The following is a 17,688-nucleotide window of genomic DNA, read 5'->3' as shown; positions in this document are numbered from 1 at the left end:
GACCCAGCCAGAGCCCCGCCTAGCGGATGGGGCTTGGCAAAGCGCCATCCGTCGAAGCCTTGAAGATTTAAGGACCGACGCCGATGACCGACGACACTTCCGAACAGACCTTCCGCCCCGAAGCCCGCGCCCCCCGCGGCTTCGCCGACAAGCGCGCGCGCGACCTGCGGGCCGAGCGGGCGATCCTGGAGGCGGTGTCGGCGGTCTATGAGCGCTACGGCTTTGAGGCGCTGGACACCGGGGCGTTCGAATATGCCGACGCCCTGGGCAAGTTCCTGCCCGACAGCGACCGTCCGAACGAGGGCGTGTTCGCGCTGCAGGACGACGACGAGCAGTGGATGGCGCTGCGCTACGACCTGACCGCGCCGCTGGCGCGGTTCGCGGCCCAGAACTGGGAGACCCTCCCCAAGCCGTTCCGCCGCTACGCCTTTGGGCCGGTGTGGCGCAACGAGAAGCCGGGGCCGGGGCGCTTCCGCCAGTTCATCCAGTGCGACGCCGACACGGTGGGCTCGGCCCGTCCGGAGGCCGACGCCGAGATCATCGCTATGGCGGTCGAGGGGCTGGAAGCCGCCGGCCTGCCGCGCGGCGCTGCGGTGCTGAAGATCAACAATCGCAAGCTGTTGAACGGCCTGCTGACCTCGGCGGGCGCCGACAGCGCAGGCCAGAAGCTGGCCGTGCTGCGCGCGGTCGACAAGCTGGACCGCCTGGGCGTCGAGGGCGTGCGGCTGTTGCTGGGCGAGGGGCGGCTGGACGAGAGCGGCGACTTCACCAAGGGCGCGCGGCTGAAGGGCAAGGCGATCGACTCGGTGCTGGACTTCGTGTCCGCCGGAGCCGGCGGGCGCGCGGCGACGCTGAGTAACCTGGCCAATGTCATCGGCGGCTCGGCCGAGGGCGACGAGGGCCTGCTGGAGCTGTCGCGGATCGATGCGGCCCTGACCAGCCTGGGCATCGCCGACGACCAGGCCTTCATCGATCCGTCGATCGTCCGGGGGCTGGAATACTATACCGGCGCGGTGTTCGAGGCCGAGCTGCTGCTGAGCACCACCGACGAGAAGGGGAACAAGGTCTCGTTCGGCTCGATCGGCGGCGGCGGGCGCTATGACGACCTGGTGGCGCGGTTCACCGGGACGGCGACCCCGGCCACGGGCTTCTCGTTCGGCGTCACCCGCCTGGCGGCGGCGTTGCGGGCGGCCGGTCGTGAGCCGGGCGGCGTCGCGCGCGGGCCGGTGGTGCTGATCACCTTCGACCAGGCGCACATGCCCGAGTACTTCTCCGTGGTCGGACAGCTGCGGGCGGAGGGCATTCCGGCCGAGGTCTATCTCGGGACCTCGGGCATGAAGCCGCAGATGAAATATGCCGACCGCCGCAATGCGCCGGCCGTGGTCATGCTGGGCGGGGACGAGATCGCCGCCGGCACCGTGACCATCAAGGACCTGGACGCGGGCCGCATGGCCGCCCAGGGCCTGGCCGACAACGCCGCCTGGAAGGCCGAGCGGCCCGGCCAGCAGACCATCCCGCGCGACCAGCTGGTCGCCGCCGTGCAGAAGATCATCGGGGGCTAATCACTTGAGGCTCGAGCGTTCCATTCCGGCGGAGGCGCTCGACGCCATCCGCGCTCCTCTGCTTAGCGCCGGGGCGACCCTGACCGACGCGCCGGTGTTGCAGCCCCTGGGCCTGCTGCTGGACCTGACCGGCGAGGCCATGCGCTCGCGCCTGTTCGTCGTCTCCGGCGACGGCGGCGAGGAGGCCTGCCTGCGGCCTGACTTCACCGTCGCCGTGGCCAGGGCCCAGAACCAGGCGGGCCGCTACCGCTACGAGGGCAAGGCGTTCCGCGTCGCCCCACGTGGCACCGACCGCGCCGAGGAGTTCCTGCAGATCGGCGTCGAGGCGTTTGAGGCCGGCGATCCCGTGGCCGCCGACGCCGAGATCGCGGCCCTGGCCTGGGCGGCTTCGGCCGCCGGCGGGCGCACCGACCTGTCGCTGATCCTCGGCGACGTCTCGCTGTTCGCCGCCTTCGTCGACAGCCTGGACCTTGCCGCCCCGCTGGCCGCGCGCCTGAAGCGGTCGTTCGCCAAGCCGCGGCAGCTGAAGGCCGAGCTGGACGGCGACGCCGCCGCGCCGCTGTCCGGTGAGCAGTCGCGCATCGCCGCCCTGCTGGCGGGCCTGCCCGAGGCGGAAGCCGCCCAGGTGCTGCAGGAGCTGTGGTCGCTGGCCGGCATCGAGCCCGTCGGCGGCCGCCGTCCAGCCGAGATCGCCCGCCGCCTGGTCGAGCGCGCCGAGGCCGCCAAGGCCGGTCGTCTCGATCCGGAGCAAGCCGACCGCATTCGCGCCTTCCTGGCCGTGTCGGACCGTCCGGACGCGGCGCTGTCGGCCATCGTCGCCCTGGCCGGTCCCAACGACGGCGCCCTGAAGACCGCCATCGCCGGCTGGCGGTCGCGGCTGGAGGGCATGGCCCAGCGCGGCGTGCCCCTGGACCACGCGACCCTGGCCGCCGCCTTCGGCCGGGCCTTCGGCTACTACGACGGCGTGCTGTTCGAGGTGCGCTCGGCCGCGCTGGGCGACGAGCGCCCCGTGGCCGCTGGCGGCCGCTATGACGGCCTGCTGCCCAAGCTGGGCCTTTCGACCAACACCGGCGCGGTGGGCTGCATGGTCCGTCCGGCGCGCGCCTATGCGGGAGGCGGCGAATGAGCGCCCCTATGATCTTCGCCATTCCTTCGAAGGGCCGCCTGAAGGACCAGGTCGAGGCCTGGCTGGCCGACTGCGGTTTCAAGCTGGAGATGACCGGCGGCGCGCGCGGCTATTCGGCCGAGCTGTCGGGCCTGCCCGGCGTGTCGGTGCGGCTGCTGTCGGCCGGCGACATCGCCGCGGGCCTGGATAGCGGCGACCTGCACCTGGGCGTCACTGGCGAGGACCTGCTGCGCGAGCGCGGCGACGACATGGACAGCCGGGTCATGCTGCTGCGGGCCCTGGGCTTTGGCCGCGCTGACCTGGTGGTGACCGCGCCCAAGAGCTGGCTGGACGTCGACACCATGGCCGATATCGACGAGGTCGGGCACGCCCATCTCGCCAAGACCGGCCGCCGCCTGCGGGTGGCCACCAAGTATGTCACCCAGACCCGGGCCTTCTTCGCCCGTCACGGGGTGGCCGACTACCGCATCGTCGAGAGCAGCGGCGCCACCGAGGGGGCCCCGGCCGCCGGCGCGGCCGAGCTGGTCGTCGACATCACCACCACCGGCGCGACCCTGGCGGCCAATGGCCTGAAGATCCTGTCGGACGGCGTGATCCTGAAAAGCCAGGCCCAGCTGACCGCCTCGCTGCTGACGACCTGGACGCCGGAACAGCTCGGCTCCCTGCAGCGTTTGCTGTCGGTGGTCGAGGCCAAGGGCCGCGCCGGCAAGCTGGCGACCCTGGTCTGGCCGGCCGAGCAGGATGCGGCGGGCCAGTCGGCCGTGGCGGCGTTCGTCGCCAAGGGCGGCTCGCGCCGCGCCAATGGCGCGCTGCTGGCGACCGGCGATCTGTTCGATGCGGCGGCGGCGTTGGCGGCTGCCGGCGTCGAGCCGGTGACCGTGTCGCGCCCGGACTATGTGTTCGAGTCGCGCTCGGCGGTGCTGGATCGGTTTGAACAGGCCCTGGAAAAGTAAGTTTTGACATATATGTCAAAACAACGCTGTCTGAACGGTGATAACGTTTGAAACTACGCCGTTCGCGTCAAAAATTCGTCCAATCCTTTGCAGAAAACGGATTCCTGCGTTGACAGCGTCATGAATTTGACGTTTCTAGACACTGCAAGGACGAAACGAGCCCAACAGAGAGCTCCCGTTCTTCGGCGTTTCGGGGAGGAAACGCCCGCCTAGATCGAATGATCGAGAAAATAGCCAGCCCGTCGCGATTATCCCCCGCGGCGGGTTTGGTGTATCTGGGCTCTGGTTCTTGGTTTTGACGATTGAGTCAAAATTGTTGAGCGCGTGATGACGCTCCGGGGGTCATTCGCTTTCTGATCTTTTCGCGCCGTTGAGCGCCCCCTCCGTCACGATGCTGCGCATCGCGCCACCTCCCCCGTTTCACGGGTGAGGAGAATGCCCTTCCTCCCTTGCGAAGCGGGGGAGGTGGATCGGCGCGGATACGCGACGAGACGGAGGGGGCGTCCCCGAAAAGAAAAAAAGGGCGCTCCCCTGCGAGAGCGCCCCCAATCCCTGGCTTGGCCTCAGAGCCTCACCCCACCGGGGGAGGCGGCGCGTCGGCGTCGGTTTCCGGCACGTCGATCACGCCGCGGCCCAGATGGCTCTTGCGGTAGCCGTAGGCGAAGTAGACCACGATGCCGACCAGCGCCCAGCCGAAGAACAGCAGGATCGTCTCGCGCGACAGGCTGAAGAACAGATAGGCGCAGCCGATCGCCGATAGCGGGCCGACGATGGCCACGGCCGGGGCGCGGAAGGGGCGCTTGCGGCTGGGATCCGTCCGCCGCAGCACCACCACGGCCATCGAGACCATGGCGAAGGCGAACAGCGTGCCGGAGTTGGAGATGTCGGCCAGCACGCCTACCGGGAAGAAGGCGGCGAACAAGGCCACGAACACGCCGGTCAGCACGGTGATGACGTGCGGGGTGTGGAACTTGGGGTGGATCTTGGAGAACACGGCCGGCAGCAGGCCGTCGCGGCTCATGACGAAGAAGATCCGGGTCTGGCCGAACATCATCATCAGGATGACCGAAGGCAGGGCCAGGCCGGCGGCGAGGCCGATCAGGTTGCCGATCTGCGGCCAGCCGATCTGGCGCAGGGTCCAGGCCAGGGCTTCCTTGGAGCAGACCACGGCGTTGTCGCCGATCGCCGAGCAGGCGGCGCTGAGCTCGGCGCTGCCCGGGCGCAGGCCCGCGCCGTCCGCGCCCAGCATCGGTTGAGCCCCGACGCCGCCGATCACGCCGGCGGCGACCAGCACGTAGAAGACGGTGCAGATCAGCAGCGAGCCGATCAGGCCGATGGGCATGTTGCGTTGCGGGTTCTTGGTCTCCTCGGCCGCGGTCGAGACCGCGTCGAAGCCCACGTAAGCGAAGAAGATCGAGGCGGCCGCAGCCGAGATGCCGCCGAAGCCCAGCGGCGAGAACGGCTGGAAGTTCTCCATCTTCATCACCGGCACGGCGAAGATGATGAAGGCCGTCAGGGCCGAGACCTTGATGGCCACCAGCACGGCGTTGACCATGGCGCTCTCGCGGGTGCCGATGACCAGCAGCCAGGTGACCAGCAGGGCGATGGCGGCGGCCGGCAGATTGACCATGCCGCCGTCGAACGGCCCACGCACCAGGGTGTTGGGAATGTCGATCCCGGTCAGATGCTCGATCAGGCCGACGACATAGCCCGACCAGCCGACCGACACCGCCCCCGCGGCGACGGCGTATTCCAGGATCAGGGCCCAGCCGACCATCCAGGCCAGCAGTTCGCCCATCACGGCGTAGCTGTAGGTGTAGGCCGAGCCCGACACCGGCACCATGGCCGCCATCTCGGCGTAGCACAGGGCGGCGATGGCGCAGACCACGGCGGCGATGATGAAGCTGATCATCATGCCCGGGCCGGCCTTTTGGGCGGCTTCGGCGGTCAGCACGAAGATGCCGGTGCCGATGACCGCGCCGATGCCCAGCATGGTCAGCTGGAACGCTCCGAGCGAGCGATGCAGCGCTTTCTTCTCCGCCGTCGCCAGAATGGCGTCCAGCGGCTTTACGCGTCCGAAGATCATGAACCTTTTCCCCCGGATGGTTCCTCAATTTGAGGGAGGACCCTAACCACTCGACGGGCGCGCGCAAGAGCGGCGACTAGATCGCGCCGTGGCTGGAAAGGGCGGGGGCGGCCGTCGTCGCGGCGTCCTGCGAGCGGCCGCGCGAAAGCGGGCCGGCCAGGGCCTCCATCAGATCGAGATAGGCGTCGCCCGAGCGCTCGATGGTGAACCGCCCGGCCTGGGCCTGCATCGCCTCCACGTCATGCGGCCGCTGCGGGACGCGTTGCATGGCCTGGGCCAAAGCCGCGGCGTCGCCGGGCGGCGTCAGCTGGCCCAGTCGGCCGTGGTCCAGCAACTCGGCCATGCTCACGCAGCAGTCGGTGGCGACGATCGGGGTCCCGGCGGCGAGCGCCTCGATCACCACGGCGGGCACCCCCTCATAGAGGGAGGACAGCACGAAGACGTCGGCGCGTCGGAGCCAATCGGCGGTGTCGGCGACATGGCCGACCAGCTCGACCTGGCCAGCGACGCCCAGCGCCTCGACAAGACTGGTCAGCCGGCGGCGTTCGGGCCCTTCGCCCAGAACGACCAGGCGATCCTGCGGCTGGGCGAAGCTGGCGAAGGCGCGGATCAGAAGACCGAAGTCCTTCTGCGGATTCAGCCTGCCCACGCCCAGGAACAGTCGCCCGTCGCCATCGGTCTTCACCGGCCGGTAGGGCTGGATATCCTTCTGGCGGATGGCCGGATCCTCGACGATGGCCACGCGCTCCGCCGGCAGGTTCAGAGCCGCCGTCAGTTCGGGGCGCATCGCCTCGGCCAAGCCCACGAACAGCTGGATGTGGCGGGCCTGCACTCGGAGCCACAGCCGGTAGAGGGCGCCCATCCAGGGCGTGAAGTCGCTGCGATCCAGGCTGTTGCTGACCTTGCAGATGATCGGCGGGCAGCGGTCGCCGAGCAGCAGCCGCACCAGCACGGCGACGATCGCATAGGTGTTGCCTGCGCAGAACAGGACGTCGGGCCGCTCGCGGCGGATCATGGCGATCAGGTGTGGGACCATCCAGACCGACTCGAAGGCGACAGCTGGCGGAAAGCGCGGTGCGAACAGATAGCGCGGCGCGCCGGGCGCCTCCTCGGCCAAGGGGCCGTCCCGTCGGCCCATCGCGACCGAGACCTGACAGCCGGCCTGCGCCCACGCCCCGGCCAGTCTCAGCGCCACGCGCTCGACGCCGCCCGGCTGAAAACTGTGCAGATAGGTCATGATCGCGAGACTGCGTCGCGGCGGCGGCGGCTTAGACGGGTCCATGGCAACCTCGGCAAACGGTTCGATGGCAGTGACGCCGCGGTCGCGGGCGTCCCTCAACGATCGTCCGTCTGTCCTCCTAGCCGATCGAAACGTCCGCCGCGTGACAGGCGCGGAAAGGGCGCGCCCTGCGCTGGCATGCCGCTGCGGCATGTTGGCTAGGCGGTCCGCCTATTAAGGCGATGACCACGCGCTCGGCCCTAAACGGCCGGCCATGTATTCCGTAAGCCGCGTTTCGTGGCTCGCCGCAATCGCCGCCGTCTGGGCGATCGCTGGGCAGAGCCAAGCCTGCACCGTCAGCAGCGCCGTCACCTCCACCCTCGGGACCTACTCGCCGGCCGCGGTCAAGGCGGCCGCCGTGCCGGCTCTGCAGAGTCGAGCGGGGCTGGCCTGCGGCAGCGGCGTGCTGGTGCTGCTGGGCGGCAATGTCGTCCAGGCCAAGTTCCACAGCGACAACGGCTTCAAGCTCAAGCAGGCCAGCGGCAGCGAGATGATCGGCTATGTCGCCTCGGCCGATCCCGCCGGCGCGGCTCCGTTCGCCGAGGGCGCGACGCTGGACTACATGCAGAACAACCTGCTGAACCTTCTGGGCCTGCTGGGCGGCAGCTCGGCAGACCTGCCGGTCTATGTGAAGCCGGCCAGCACGACGCAGCCGGCGCCGGGCGTCTACAGCGACCGGATCACCATCGACTGGAGCTGGAACCTGTGTCCCGGTATCGGCCTGCTGGGCCTGTGCATTGGCGTACCGGACACCGGGACCGGGGCCTCGGTGATCACCGTGACCCTGATCGTCTCGCCCCAGAACGCGGTGATGACCATCAGCACCACCACCACCTGGGATCCCCTGAACGGCGTCACCGCGCCCAAGGCCATTCCGGGCAGCCGGCGACGGGTGTCGGTGACCCTGGCCAACCCCGACATCGTGCCGATCGACGCGGGCACGATCGCGCTGGTGCTGCCAACGCCGCCGCACGCCATCCTGGCGCTGGACGGCGATGGGACCGGCGGCGTGGCGGCCAGGTTCGCCGACGGCTCGCCGGCCTCGCAGACCACGTTGCGCTATGGCGGCCCGGGCGACGCGAGCGACGATGTCGACTTCTCGGCCGACGGCGGCGTCAACTGGACCTATGCGCCGGTCGCCGGCGATGCGGCCTCGCAGGGCGCGGTCACCCACATGCGGTTCCGGCCGCAAGGCGCGATGGCCAAGCAGTCTTCGCTGACGGTGTCGGCGCCCTTCCTGGTTCGCTAGCCCTGGCGCGAAACGGCCAAAGAAGGGAAGCTGCGGCTACAGCCCTCTTCCGCGCGAGGCGACATGTCCGATCTTCAGATGCTGGACCGTGACGAACAATCGGCCAGCGCCGAGTTCCGCTGGGGCGCGATGACCAGCCGCGCCGAGGTGCGGGTGACGCCGCTGGGCATCCTCGCAATCGGCGGCATGCTGAGTGCGGTGCTGCTGTCGACCGCGGTGGTGGTCTGGGCCTCGACCTCGATCGGCCGGGCGCGGGCGGCGCGGCGAAGCTAGCGGTTCAGCGAGAACTCGACCGGCGCGTCCATGGCGATGCGCTCGCCCTTGATCGTGTGCGGCGGGGTGGGGAACGGATCCGACCGATGGACCATGGCCAGGGCTTCCTGGTCCAGCAGCGCATGGCCGGTCGGCGTGACCAGGCGGCAGTCCAGCACATGGCCCTCGCGGTCGATGACGAAGGCGACGCGGACCACGCCCTGCTGTTTCCGCGCCCGTGCGGCCTTGGGATAGGTCTTGTTGCTCTCCAGCCAGGCGCGGACGCGGGCGGCGTAGGAATTGCTCGAGCCGGCATGGGCCTGGACGCTGTCGGCGTCGCTGCGGCCGGCCGGCGGCTTGGCGGCGGTGGCGGTCATGGCCTTGGCGGCCAGGGCGGTCGCGGCCGGCGCGCTGGAGGCGGGGCGCGCATCGGCGTCGGAGCGGGATTCAGAGGGGGCGGCGGGCTTGGGCGGCGCAGCGGGCGGCGCGGTCCAGGCCTCGGTGATGGCGGTGACGGGGCGCGTCTTCACCGGGGGCTCGATCGGCGAGGGGGGCTTTGGCGCGTCGTCGGGCTGCTCTTGCGGCTCGGGCGCGGGCTTGGCCTCGGGCGAGGTCGCATTGTCGAAGGCGGTCAGCGACGGATCGCCCAGCGAGACCAGCATGGCCGTCTCTTCCTGGGCGATCGTCGACATCCTGGGCGCCATGTAGACGGCGCCCAGCACCAGGACGCCGTTGATCGCCAACGACGTCCCGGTCGCCCAGGCGCGGATGTGCCAGGGCGTGCGCATGGTTAGAAGGTCCGCGCGAGGGTCAGCTTGAAGGTGCGGCCTTCGGCGTCCAGCGACATCAGGTGACGCTGGAAGGTGCGGTCGAACAGGTTGTCGACGCCGACCCGCACGTCCAGGCCGGCCAGGGCGCCGGCTTGCGGCTTCCAGGTGACGAACAGGTTGTGCACGTCATAGCCCGGGGTGCGCAGCGAGACGGCCGTGACCTTGTCTTGGTCGTCGGTGATCTCGGCGCGCCAGCCGACGATCAGGTTCTGGGCCGGGAAGACGTAGCCCAGGGTCAGGTTCAGGGTATTGGCCGGGATGGTGTTCAGCGGCTGGCCGTTCAGGCGGTTCTCGCCGTCGATGATCGACACGGCCGCGCGGGCGAAGATGTTGCGCGCGCCGTATTCGGCCTCGACCTCGATGCCCTTGTAGCGGGCCTTGCCGATGTTGACGAAGTAGGCCGAGGTCGCGGTGCCGCGGGCGATCAGGTTGTCGACGTCGTTCTGGAACAGGGTCGTCTTGATGTTGGCCTGGTCGCCCTGGCCGAAGATGTTGCGGAACTGCAGGGTGCCGCCGATCTCGTAGTTCTCCGACTCCTCGGGCTTGAGGTTCAGGCTGTAGTTGGTCGAGGCCGCAGCCGTGCGGCTGTAGATCTCGTCCAGCACCGGCATGCGCACCGTGTGGGCGATCGAGCCGAACACCGAGAAGGTTTCGTTGATCGCGTACATGGCCGCGATCTTCGGCGAGATGGCGCTGTCATTGACCTTCTGCGTGGTGGTCACGCCCAGGCCCGGCTGCAGCTTGGTCCAGTCGATGCGGGCGCCGGGGATCAGGGTCAGCTTGCCCAGGACGAACTCGCCCTGCGCGAACAGGCCGTACTTCTCCATGTCGCCTTCGGGGTGGGTGGCCGCGCCGTGGTTGGTGCCGGTGGCGGTGCGGCGCGGATTGCGGCGCTCCTGCTTGCTGGCCTGGGCGCCGATGGTCAGGAAGCCGACGTTGTCGCCGGGGAGCTTGAACTCCGAGACGTTCTCCACGCGGCCCTGCAGGGTCTTGTACGAGAATTCGCTCTCGATGACGCCGCTGAGGAAGGTGGTGTCGGTCTGGTTGACCTTGGTATTGGCGTAGGAGACCTGGGCCTTCAGGTCGAGCAGGGGATTGCCCGCGAAGTCGTTCTCGTAGCCGAACACGCCGGTCTGGTCGGTGGTGATGCGGTGCACCGGCGTCGTGCCGAAGGCCTCGGCCTGGTCGTAGATCTGGGTGCTGTCGTTCTTCCAGTTCTGGTACGAGGCCCAGAGGTTATGCTTCTTGTTCCCGCCGATGTAGTAGCGGGTCTTCAGCAGGTAGCTGTCGGACTCGGCCTTCGAGGTCGGGACGATCTGGCCGTCGCCGTTCTTGTACTCGTCGCTGCGGCGCACGGTGTACATGGCCAGGACGTCCAGGTTCTCGACCGGCTTCAGGGCCAGCACGCCCGAGCCGAACTGAGCGTCGGCGTTGGTCTCGAACCCGCCGCGCAGGCGCACCGAGAAGCGGTCGTCGCCGGTCAGGAAGTCCGAGGCGTCCTTGCTGGTGAAGTTGACGACGCCGGCCAGGGCGCCCGCGCCGTACAGGGTCGAGGAGGCCGGGCCGCGCAGCACTTCGACGCGCTTGTAGAGCTCGGGGTCGCTGAAGAACGAGCCCATCCGGTACTGCTCGAAGAACTTCGTGGTGCCGTCGATCTGCATCAGGATGCGGCTGTCGCTGTCGGCCAGGCCGGTGCCCATGCCGCGGATGTTGAAGCCCTGGCCCAGCGCGCCGACGCCGCCCATGGTGGAGACGCCCGGAATGCCGCTCAGCAGGTCGCCGATGGTCGAGGCCTGGGTGTTGTCGATGTCGTCCTGGTCCAGGGTGGTCACGGCCTGGGGCGTGTCGATCGCCACCTTCTCCTGACCGGCCGAGACGACGACCTTGCCCAGCGACAGCTGGCTGGCGGTCGCGGTGGTTTCTTCTTGGGCGTGAGCGACGCCGGCGAGAACGATCTGGGCGACGCCGGCCAGAAGGAGGCCACGCGTCCGATTGGAAATGCGCATCGAATTATCCCCGATAATATGTGCGAATAAGAATCATTCGCTTATCAAGGCGGCGCGACTCCCCTCTGGCGCTTGGGAGAGAGCGAAGCGCTGCCGCCGAACTGCGACGCCTTTTGGGCGCTCTCTTGATTAAATGCAAGTGACTCGCAAGATCATCTCAAGACGCTGATGCGCGAGGCGCCTCCAGCCTTGTCCGGAGGCTCATTTTGCGATGGGCGCGGCGGGGGAGACGAACAGCCCGAACGCCTGCGCCGGGATACGGCTGGTATGCAGGCCATTGGTGATCCAGGCCGCTCGCAATCCGGCGTCTGCGGCGAGGTTCACCGCGAACTGGGCGTCCGCTTCGCTCGGCGCCAGTACGCCGTCGAGCGACGGCTGGCCCGGGTGGAAACTGTGATTGTGCAGGGCGATCTCCAGGCGCCAACCCGCCTTGACGTCGACGGCGGCGGGCTCGGTCAGCGGCGACATGCGGCCGATCCCGTCCTCGTTGATCGTGAGGTAATACACCCGCAGCCGGTCACCCTCGGGTGAGCGCAGCACCAGCGCGGCGAACTCGGTCGGGCGTTCGAACAGATCCACGCGCCCGTGCTGGTTGGCCAGCAGCAGCTTTTCGAGGCAACCGGCGGGACGGATCCAGTCGTCGGCCCTATCGGCTACCAGGGCGTTGTTCTGCTGGAGGCGCGGGTTGTTCCAGGCCGGCGAGGATCGCAGCAGCCTGACCGGATCGGTGATGGGGACGTGCTGGGTCACGCCGGCCTTGAAGGCCTGAAAGACGGAATCGGCTGGGTCTGCCGCCGACCAGTAGATCGGCGCATCCGGAAACTCCCAGGCCTGGATGAGCCGGGATCCCTTGGCGCTGCTGAGACCTTCGCTGGCGATGATGCGCGGCGAGGCTGGAAGGGCGCAGAAGTCAGCGGCGGAGGCGTTGGCGAAATTGAAGGCGAACGCCAGCACGACGGCTGCGATCGACAAGCCTCGATGGCCAGGGCGTCCTGTCTTCATGGCGGAAAGTTCGGGCCGCCCGGGCATGCCGTCAATGCCGCGCCTTAGGTTGAGTATCAAGCGCCCCCTCCGTCACGTCGCCTATCGGCGCCGCGCCACCTCCCCCGCAAGCGGGTGAGGAGGAAGCGGCTCTTTCCTCAACCGTAGCGAAGCGTACGGGGGAGGTGGCGCGATGCGGATACGCATCGCGACGGAGGGGGCGCTCAGCAAGCGGCGGTCCACCCCTGTTCCAATCCTAGCTTCGTCCCTGGCGCGGAGCCTTGGGCACGGTCTTCAGCACCCGGCGGACCATGGCCTCGGTGCGGCCCTCGGGGCGGATCTGTCCCAGCAGGGCGACCGCTTCGGCGGCGGCGTAGGCCGTGGGCAGGGTGACGGCTTCTTCGTGGACGGCGCCGTCGGCGTCGCGCCAGGTCAGGATCAGGTCGAGACCGGGCGCCTGGTGAGCAATCTTGAATAGGATACGCATACTTTCAACTCGCATTGAGCGAGCGGAATAGAACGCGAACACGCCGTTGTCCCTGTGGCATCTTGTGCGTTGCACAAAAAAGGGCCGACGCGGGTGCGCCGGCCCTCTCTTCTGGCAATCAGATCAGGCGACTACCAGATCTTCACGCGGTCCGCCGGAGCGACGTACAGCGTGTCGCCGGCCTTGACGTCGAAGGCCGAGTACCAGCCGGGCTGGTTCCGGATCGTACCGTTGACGCGGTAGTAGCCCGGCGAGTGCGGATCGCTGGCGATCTGCTGCTTCAGGGCGTCCTCACGCGACTTGCCGCGCCACACCTGGGCCCAGCCCAGATAGACGCGCTGGTCGCCGGTGAAGCCGTCCAGCACCGGCGCGGGCTTGCCGTGCAGCGAGACGCGATAGGCGTCCAGAGCGAAGGCCAGGCCGGCCATGTCGCCGATGTTCTCGCCCATGGTCAGCTTGCCGTTGACGTGCACGCCCGGGAAGGGCTCGAACGCCGAGTACTGGGCGCCCAGCTTGTCGGCCTGGACCTGGAACTTGGCGCCGTCCTCGGCAGTCCACCAGTCGCGCAGAACGCCGTCGCCGTCGGACTTGCGGCCCTGGTCGTCGAAGCCGTGGCCGATCTCGTGACCGATCACGCCGCCGATGCCGCCGTAGTTGATGGCCGGGTCGGCGTCGGGGTGGAAGAACGGCGCCTGCAGGATCGCGGCCGGGAACACGATCTCGTTGTTGGCGAAGTTGTAGTAGGCGTTGACCGTCTGCGGGGTCATGCCCCACTCGGTCTTGTCGACCGGCTTGTTCAGACGCGCCACGTCGTAGCGGTAGTCCCAGGCGCCGGCGCGGATGAGGTTGCCGTAGGCGTCGTTGTCCTTGATCTCCAGCGCCGAGTAGTCACGCCAGTGATCGGGATAGCCGATCTTGACGGTGAACTTGGCCAGCTTGTCCTGGGCCTTGACCTTGGTCTCGGCACCCATCCAGTCGAGGTTGTCGATGCGGGTCTTCAGGACGGTGCGGATGTCGCCGACCAGCGACTCCATCTTGGCCTTCGACGAGGCCGGGAAATAGGCCGCGACATAGTCCTTGCCGACCGCTTCGCCCAGCATGTTGTTGACCTGGGCCACGCCGCGCTTCCAGCGCGGGCGCTGCTCGGGCTGACCGGCCAGGGTCTTGTTGCGGAACGCGAAGGCTGCGTCGACGAAGCGCTTGGACAGCAGCGGGGCCGCGCCGTCGATGACCTTGAACGCCTGCCAGGCCTTCAGCGTGTCCACCGGGGTGTCGGCGTAGATCTTGGCGAACTTCGGGAAGGCGGTGTTGGTCGTGACGATGATGCGGTCCACGCCGCTCAGTTCGGCGGCGGCCAGGTAGCGCTTCCAGTCGTAGCCCGGCGTCATCGCCTGCAGCTCGGCGAGGTTGGCGGGGTTGTAGGTCTTGTCGCGGTCGCGGCGTTCGACGCGGGTCCACGAGGCTTCGGCCAGCTTGGTTTCGAAGTCGACGATGGCCTTGGCGTGCTCGGCCGGCTTGTCCCAGCCGCCCAGGGTCAGCATCTGCTGCACATAGGCCAGGTAGGCGGTCTTCTTGTCGGCGAACTTGGCGTCCAGATAGTAGTCGCGGTCGGGCAGCGACAGGCCCGAGGTGCCGGCCATCACGGCGTAGGCCTTGGGGTTCTTGGCGTCGATCGAGACGCCGACGCCCAGGATCGAGGCGTAGGGCGTGGTCGACGAGCGACCCATCATCGTCGTGAACTCGTCCTTGGTCTTGACCTTGCGGACCTCGTCCAGCCACGGCTTCAGCGGCGCGGCGTCCAGCTTCTCGATGCCGGCCTCGTCCATGAAGGCGCGATAGGCGGCGCCGACCTTGGCCTTCTCACCGGCAGCGGCCTTGTCGGCGGCGGCGGCTTCGATGATCGCCTTGGTGCGGGCGTCCGACAGTTCGGCCAGCTTGTCGAAATTGCCGTAGCGGGCGCGGTCCGACGGGATCTCGGTGCGGGCTTCCCAGACGCCGTTGGCGAACTTGTAGAAGTCGTCGCCCGGCTTCACCGTGGTGTCCATGCCGGTGATGTCGAAGCCCCAGGCGCCGTAGCGGGGGGATTCCAGCGAGGTCGCCACGCCGCCGCCGGCGGTCTGGGCCGCGATCTGGGCGAAGTCGGGCAGCAGCGAGACCATCTCGCAGGCGTCGTCGATGCAGGCGTGCTGTTCGTGGGCCTGGGCCGAGGTGGAGGCGCCGAACGCCGACAGGGACAGGGCCGCGACGGCGGCCGCGCCGAACCAAACTCTTTTCATGGAAAATCGCAATCCGTTGGCAGTGAGCTGGCGGCAATCTGCAACGGCGCGAAAAATTCTCTCCCTTAAAAAAAGTTCATGTGGCCGGTTTCGGGGCTTTAGTGGTGATGGCCGGCCTGTGTCGCGGCCCCACCAGCCGTGGGGGCGGCCAGCTGGACAGCCAGTTCGACCTGGATCTGGCGGCCGCCGTCGAAGACCAGGGTTACGGGAACTTTTTGCCCCGCGCCCTGGGCCTTCTTCAGGCCGATCAGCATCAGGTGATAGCCGCCTGGAGCCAGGGCGACCTGATCGCCGGCGGGGACGACAAGGCCGTTGTCCTGGCGGCGCATGGTCATGACGCCGTTAGCCATGGCCGACTGGTGGATCTCGACCTTGCCGGCCGCCGGGCTCGCGGCGCTTCTCAGGGTCACGGGCGTCTTGCCGGTGTTGGCGATGGTCAGGAAGCCGACGCCGTTCATGCCCGCCTGGGCCGGACGGCTCCAAGGCTGGCGGACGGAGATCTGGTCGGCGGCGTGGGCGACGGGCGCGGCCAGGGTCGTCAAGGCGAGGGCGGCGATGAGCAGGCGGGACATGATCGGTCCTTTCGAAAGTCAGTGCGCCGTCTGGGCCGGCGGCTTCTTGCGGGGCGCGCGGGAGAGCATGCCCTTGGCGATCTCTTCCTCGCCGATCAGGGCGTGGGTGGCGCCGGTTTCCTTGAGCAGGGCGACATCGGCGTCGGTGTAGGCGCGGGCGATGATCTCGACCTTGGGGTTGGCGACGCGGGCCTGTTCGATGATGCGCACGGCCTCGAACGGATTGGGCACGGCGACGAACAGGTGGGTGGCCTTGTCCAGGCCGGCCTTCATCAGGACGTCGGGCTTGACCGCATTGCCGCTGACCGTCTCGAAGCCGGCCTTGCGCAGTTCGTCGGCGCGCTCGACGTCGTCCTCGATGACCACCAGGGGCGTGCGACCCTTCAGGCCTTCCGCCACCAGCTTGCCGACCCGGCCATAGCCGATCAGCAGGGCGTGGGGCTGGGCGGCGGCGCTGACCACGGGCTCGTTGCTGGCGGCCTTGCGCTCCTTCTCGATCATCTTGGGCAGGATGCGGTCCAGCCAGGCGAACAGCAGTGGGTTGATCAGGATCGACAGGATGGCGCCGGCCAGCACCAGGTCGCGGCCCTCGGCCGGCAGCAGCTTCAGCGACACGCCCAGGCCCACGAGAATGAACGAGAACTCGCCGATCTGGGCCAGGCTGGCCGAGATGGTCAGGGCCGTGCTCATCGGACGGCGGAAGGCCAGGACGATCAACAGGGCGGCGATCGACTTGCCGACCACGATGATGGCCACGGTGGCCAGCACGGCCAGCGGCTGCTGCAGGATGATCTGATAGTTGAACAGCATGCCGATCGAGACGAAGAACAGCACCGCGAAGGCGTCGCGCAGCGGCAGGGTCTCGTTGGCGGCCTGCTGGGACAGCTCGCTCTCGGCCATGATCATGCCGGCGAAGAAGGCCCCCAGGGCGAACGACACGCCAAACAACGCGGCCGAGCCGAACGCCACGCCCAGGGCGATGGCCAGCACGCCCAGGCGGAACAGCTCGCGCGAGCCAGTGTGGGCGATGCGGTGCAGGATCCAGGGAATGACCCGTCGGCCGACGATCAGCATCAACGCCACGAAGGCCACGACCTTGCCGATGGTCATGGCGAAGGCGCCCAGCACGCTGCTGCTGGCGCCGTGATCGGCCGGGGCCTCGCCGCCCAGCACGCCGGACAGGGCCGGCAGCAAAACGAGCGCCAGCACCATGGCCAGGTCCTCGACGATCAGCCAGCCGACCGCGATCTTGCCGCGTCCGGTCTCGATCAGCCGCCGCTCCTGCAGGGCCCGCAGCAGCACCACGGTCGAGGCCACCGACAGGGCCAGGCCGAACACCACGCCCGCGCCGAGGCTCCAGCCCAGGGCCAGCGCCAGGCCAAGGCCCATCACCGTCGCTGCGCCGATCTGCACGATGGCGCCGGGAATGGCGATGGTCCGCACCGACAGCAGGTCCTTGAGCGAGAAGTGCAGCCCCACCCCGAACATCAGCAGGATCACGCCGATCTCGGCCAGCTGCGGCGCCAGTTGCTGATCGGCCACGTACCCTGGGGTGAACGGCCCGACCAGCACGCCCGCCAGCAGATAGCCGACCAGCACGGGCAGCTTCAGGCGGTTGGCGATGGCGCCGAACACGAAGGCCAGACCCAGGCCCGCGACGATGGTGGCGATCAGCGAGGTATGGTGCAAAGGGCCTCCTTGACGGTCATCTTTTTCGGGCGTACTCAACCAATATGGGCGACAAAGCTCAGGTCTACCAGATGCCACACGCAAAAATTCTCCACCCGGCGCAATGTCGGGGCGCCCGCGGCCTGCTCAGCTGGTCGCAAGGCGAGCTCGCCGATCGGGCGGGCGTGTCGCGCAGCACGGTCAAGGATTTCGAGACCGAGCGCCACGCCTTGCACCATAGCACCGAACGGCTGCTGATCGACGCGATCGAGGCGGGCGGCGTCTGCCTGATCGCACCTGACGATGCGGGCGCGGGCGTGCGGCTGAAGCGACCTTACTGACGACACGATAGAGAGCGAGC

The 17,688-nt window shown here is 68.5% G+C and carries 15 protein-coding genes and 2 pseudogenes; 6 read left to right on the top strand and 11 right to left on the bottom strand.

What is annotated here, in order from left to right; translation table 11 throughout:
• The first annotated feature begins 83 nt into the window (after positions 1-83).
• Genes hisS through hisG form a run of 3 tightly spaced genes read left to right on the top strand, consistent with a single transcriptional unit; the run spans position 84 to position 3,641 of the window.
• The gene (gene hisS / locus E1H18_RS08360; RefSeq protein ID WP_172266114.1) at positions 84-1,562 is read left to right on the top strand and encodes a histidine--tRNA ligase; all 1,479 of its coding nucleotides are present in this window, start codon (positions 84-86) and stop codon (positions 1,560-1,562) included.
• 4 nt (positions 1,563-1,566) lie between these two features.
• On the top strand, positions 1,567-2,688 hold the full coding sequence (locus E1H18_RS08355; protein WP_172266111.1) for an ATP phosphoribosyltransferase regulatory subunit: 1,122 nt from the start codon (positions 1,567-1,569) through the stop codon (positions 2,686-2,688).
• The gene (gene hisG, locus E1H18_RS08350) at positions 2,685-3,641 is read left to right on the top strand and encodes an ATP phosphoribosyltransferase (protein ID WP_172266108.1); all 957 of its coding nucleotides are present in this window, start codon (positions 2,685-2,687) and stop codon (positions 3,639-3,641) included. The genes E1H18_RS08355 and hisG overlap by 4 nt, the downstream gene beginning before the upstream one ends.
• A 307-nt stretch (positions 3,642-3,948) precedes the next feature.
• Here hisG and E1H18_RS26695 read toward each other — a convergent pair.
• From E1H18_RS26695 to E1H18_RS08340, 3 genes and pseudogenes are all read right to left on the bottom strand, one after another.
• Positions 3,949-4,143: pseudogene (locus E1H18_RS26695) on the bottom strand (hypothetical protein); the annotation flags it as partial.
• Between the two features lie 69 nt (positions 4,144-4,212).
• The gene (locus tag E1H18_RS08345; RefSeq protein WP_172266105.1) at positions 4,213-5,727 is read right to left on the bottom strand and encodes an amino acid permease; all 1,515 of its coding nucleotides are present in this window, start codon (positions 5,725-5,727) and stop codon (positions 4,213-4,215) included.
• A gap of 76 nt (positions 5,728-5,803) precedes the next feature.
• On the bottom strand, positions 5,804-7,009 hold the full coding sequence (locus E1H18_RS08340; RefSeq protein ID WP_172266102.1) for a glycosyltransferase: 1,206 nt from the start codon (positions 7,007-7,009) through the stop codon (positions 5,804-5,806).
• Positions 7,010-7,220: 211 nt separating this feature from the next.
• Between E1H18_RS08340 and E1H18_RS08335 the strand changes: the two genes are divergently transcribed.
• Both E1H18_RS08335 and E1H18_RS08330 read left to right on the top strand, forming a co-directional pair.
• Positions 7,221-8,255, top strand: a complete 1,035-nt coding sequence (locus E1H18_RS08335) for a spore coat protein U domain-containing protein (protein WP_172266099.1) — start codon at positions 7,221-7,223, stop codon at positions 8,253-8,255.
• A 63-nt stretch (positions 8,256-8,318) separates the two neighbouring features.
• Complete coding sequence (locus tag E1H18_RS08330; RefSeq protein WP_172266096.1) at positions 8,319-8,528, top strand: hypothetical protein; 210 nt, start codon at positions 8,319-8,321, stop codon at positions 8,526-8,528.
• On the opposite strand, the gene E1H18_RS08325 is transcribed toward E1H18_RS08330, so the two are convergent.
• The 8 genes and pseudogenes from E1H18_RS08325 to ybaL all read right to left on the bottom strand — a co-directional run bounded on the left by E1H18_RS08325 (position 8,525) and on the right by ybaL (position 17,348).
• A complete protein-coding gene (locus tag E1H18_RS08325; RefSeq protein WP_172266093.1) occupies positions 8,525-9,295 on the bottom strand; it encodes an energy transducer TonB in 771 nt (256 codons plus the stop codon). The genes E1H18_RS08330 and E1H18_RS08325 overlap by 4 nt on opposite strands.
• Before the next feature lie 2 nt (positions 9,296-9,297).
• On the bottom strand, positions 9,298-11,343 hold the full coding sequence (locus E1H18_RS08320) for a TonB-dependent receptor domain-containing protein (protein ID WP_172266090.1): 2,046 nt from the start codon (positions 11,341-11,343) through the stop codon (positions 9,298-9,300).
• Positions 11,344-11,544: 201 nt separating this feature from the next.
• Positions 11,545-12,315: a hypothetical protein gene (locus E1H18_RS08315; RefSeq protein WP_172266087.1), complete on the bottom strand. Its 771-nt coding sequence runs from the start codon at positions 12,313-12,315 to the stop codon at positions 11,545-11,547.
• 111 nt (positions 12,316-12,426) lie between these two features.
• Positions 12,427-12,550 (bottom strand): annotated as a pseudogene (locus E1H18_RS08310) (hypothetical protein); the annotation flags it as partial.
• A 30-nt stretch (positions 12,551-12,580) separates the two neighbouring features.
• Positions 12,581-12,811 (bottom strand): hypothetical protein, encoded by a 231-nt coding sequence (locus tag E1H18_RS08305; RefSeq protein ID WP_172266084.1) that lies wholly within the window; start codon positions 12,809-12,811, stop codon positions 12,581-12,583.
• Between the two features lie 131 nt (positions 12,812-12,942).
• A complete protein-coding gene (locus E1H18_RS08300; RefSeq protein ID WP_172266081.1) occupies positions 12,943-15,087 on the bottom strand; it encodes a M13 family metallopeptidase in 2,145 nt (714 codons plus the stop codon).
• 98 nt (positions 15,088-15,185) lie between these two features.
• A complete protein-coding gene (locus E1H18_RS08295; protein WP_172266078.1) occupies positions 15,186-15,659 on the bottom strand; it encodes a copper chaperone PCu(A)C in 474 nt (157 codons plus the stop codon).
• Between the two features lie 18 nt (positions 15,660-15,677).
• A complete protein-coding gene (ybaL, locus tag E1H18_RS08290; protein WP_172266075.1) occupies positions 15,678-17,348 on the bottom strand; it encodes a YbaL family putative K(+) efflux transporter in 1,671 nt (556 codons plus the stop codon).
• A 71-nt stretch (positions 17,349-17,419) separates the two neighbouring features.
• Here ybaL and E1H18_RS08285 point away from each other — a divergent pair, with 71 nt between their 5' ends.
• Complete coding sequence (locus E1H18_RS08285) at positions 17,420-17,668, top strand: helix-turn-helix transcriptional regulator (RefSeq protein ID WP_172267618.1); 249 nt, start codon at positions 17,420-17,422, stop codon at positions 17,666-17,668.
• The last annotated feature ends 20 nt before the right edge of the window (positions 17,669-17,688 follow it).

Origin of the sequence: Caulobacter sp. RHG1 (assembly GCF_013181195.1) — a bacterium.
GTDB lineage: Bacteria > Pseudomonadota > Alphaproteobacteria > Caulobacterales > Caulobacteraceae > Caulobacter.
The sequence above is the reverse complement of the archived record's forward strand: the minus strand, read 5'-3'. Positions and strand labels throughout refer to the sequence as shown.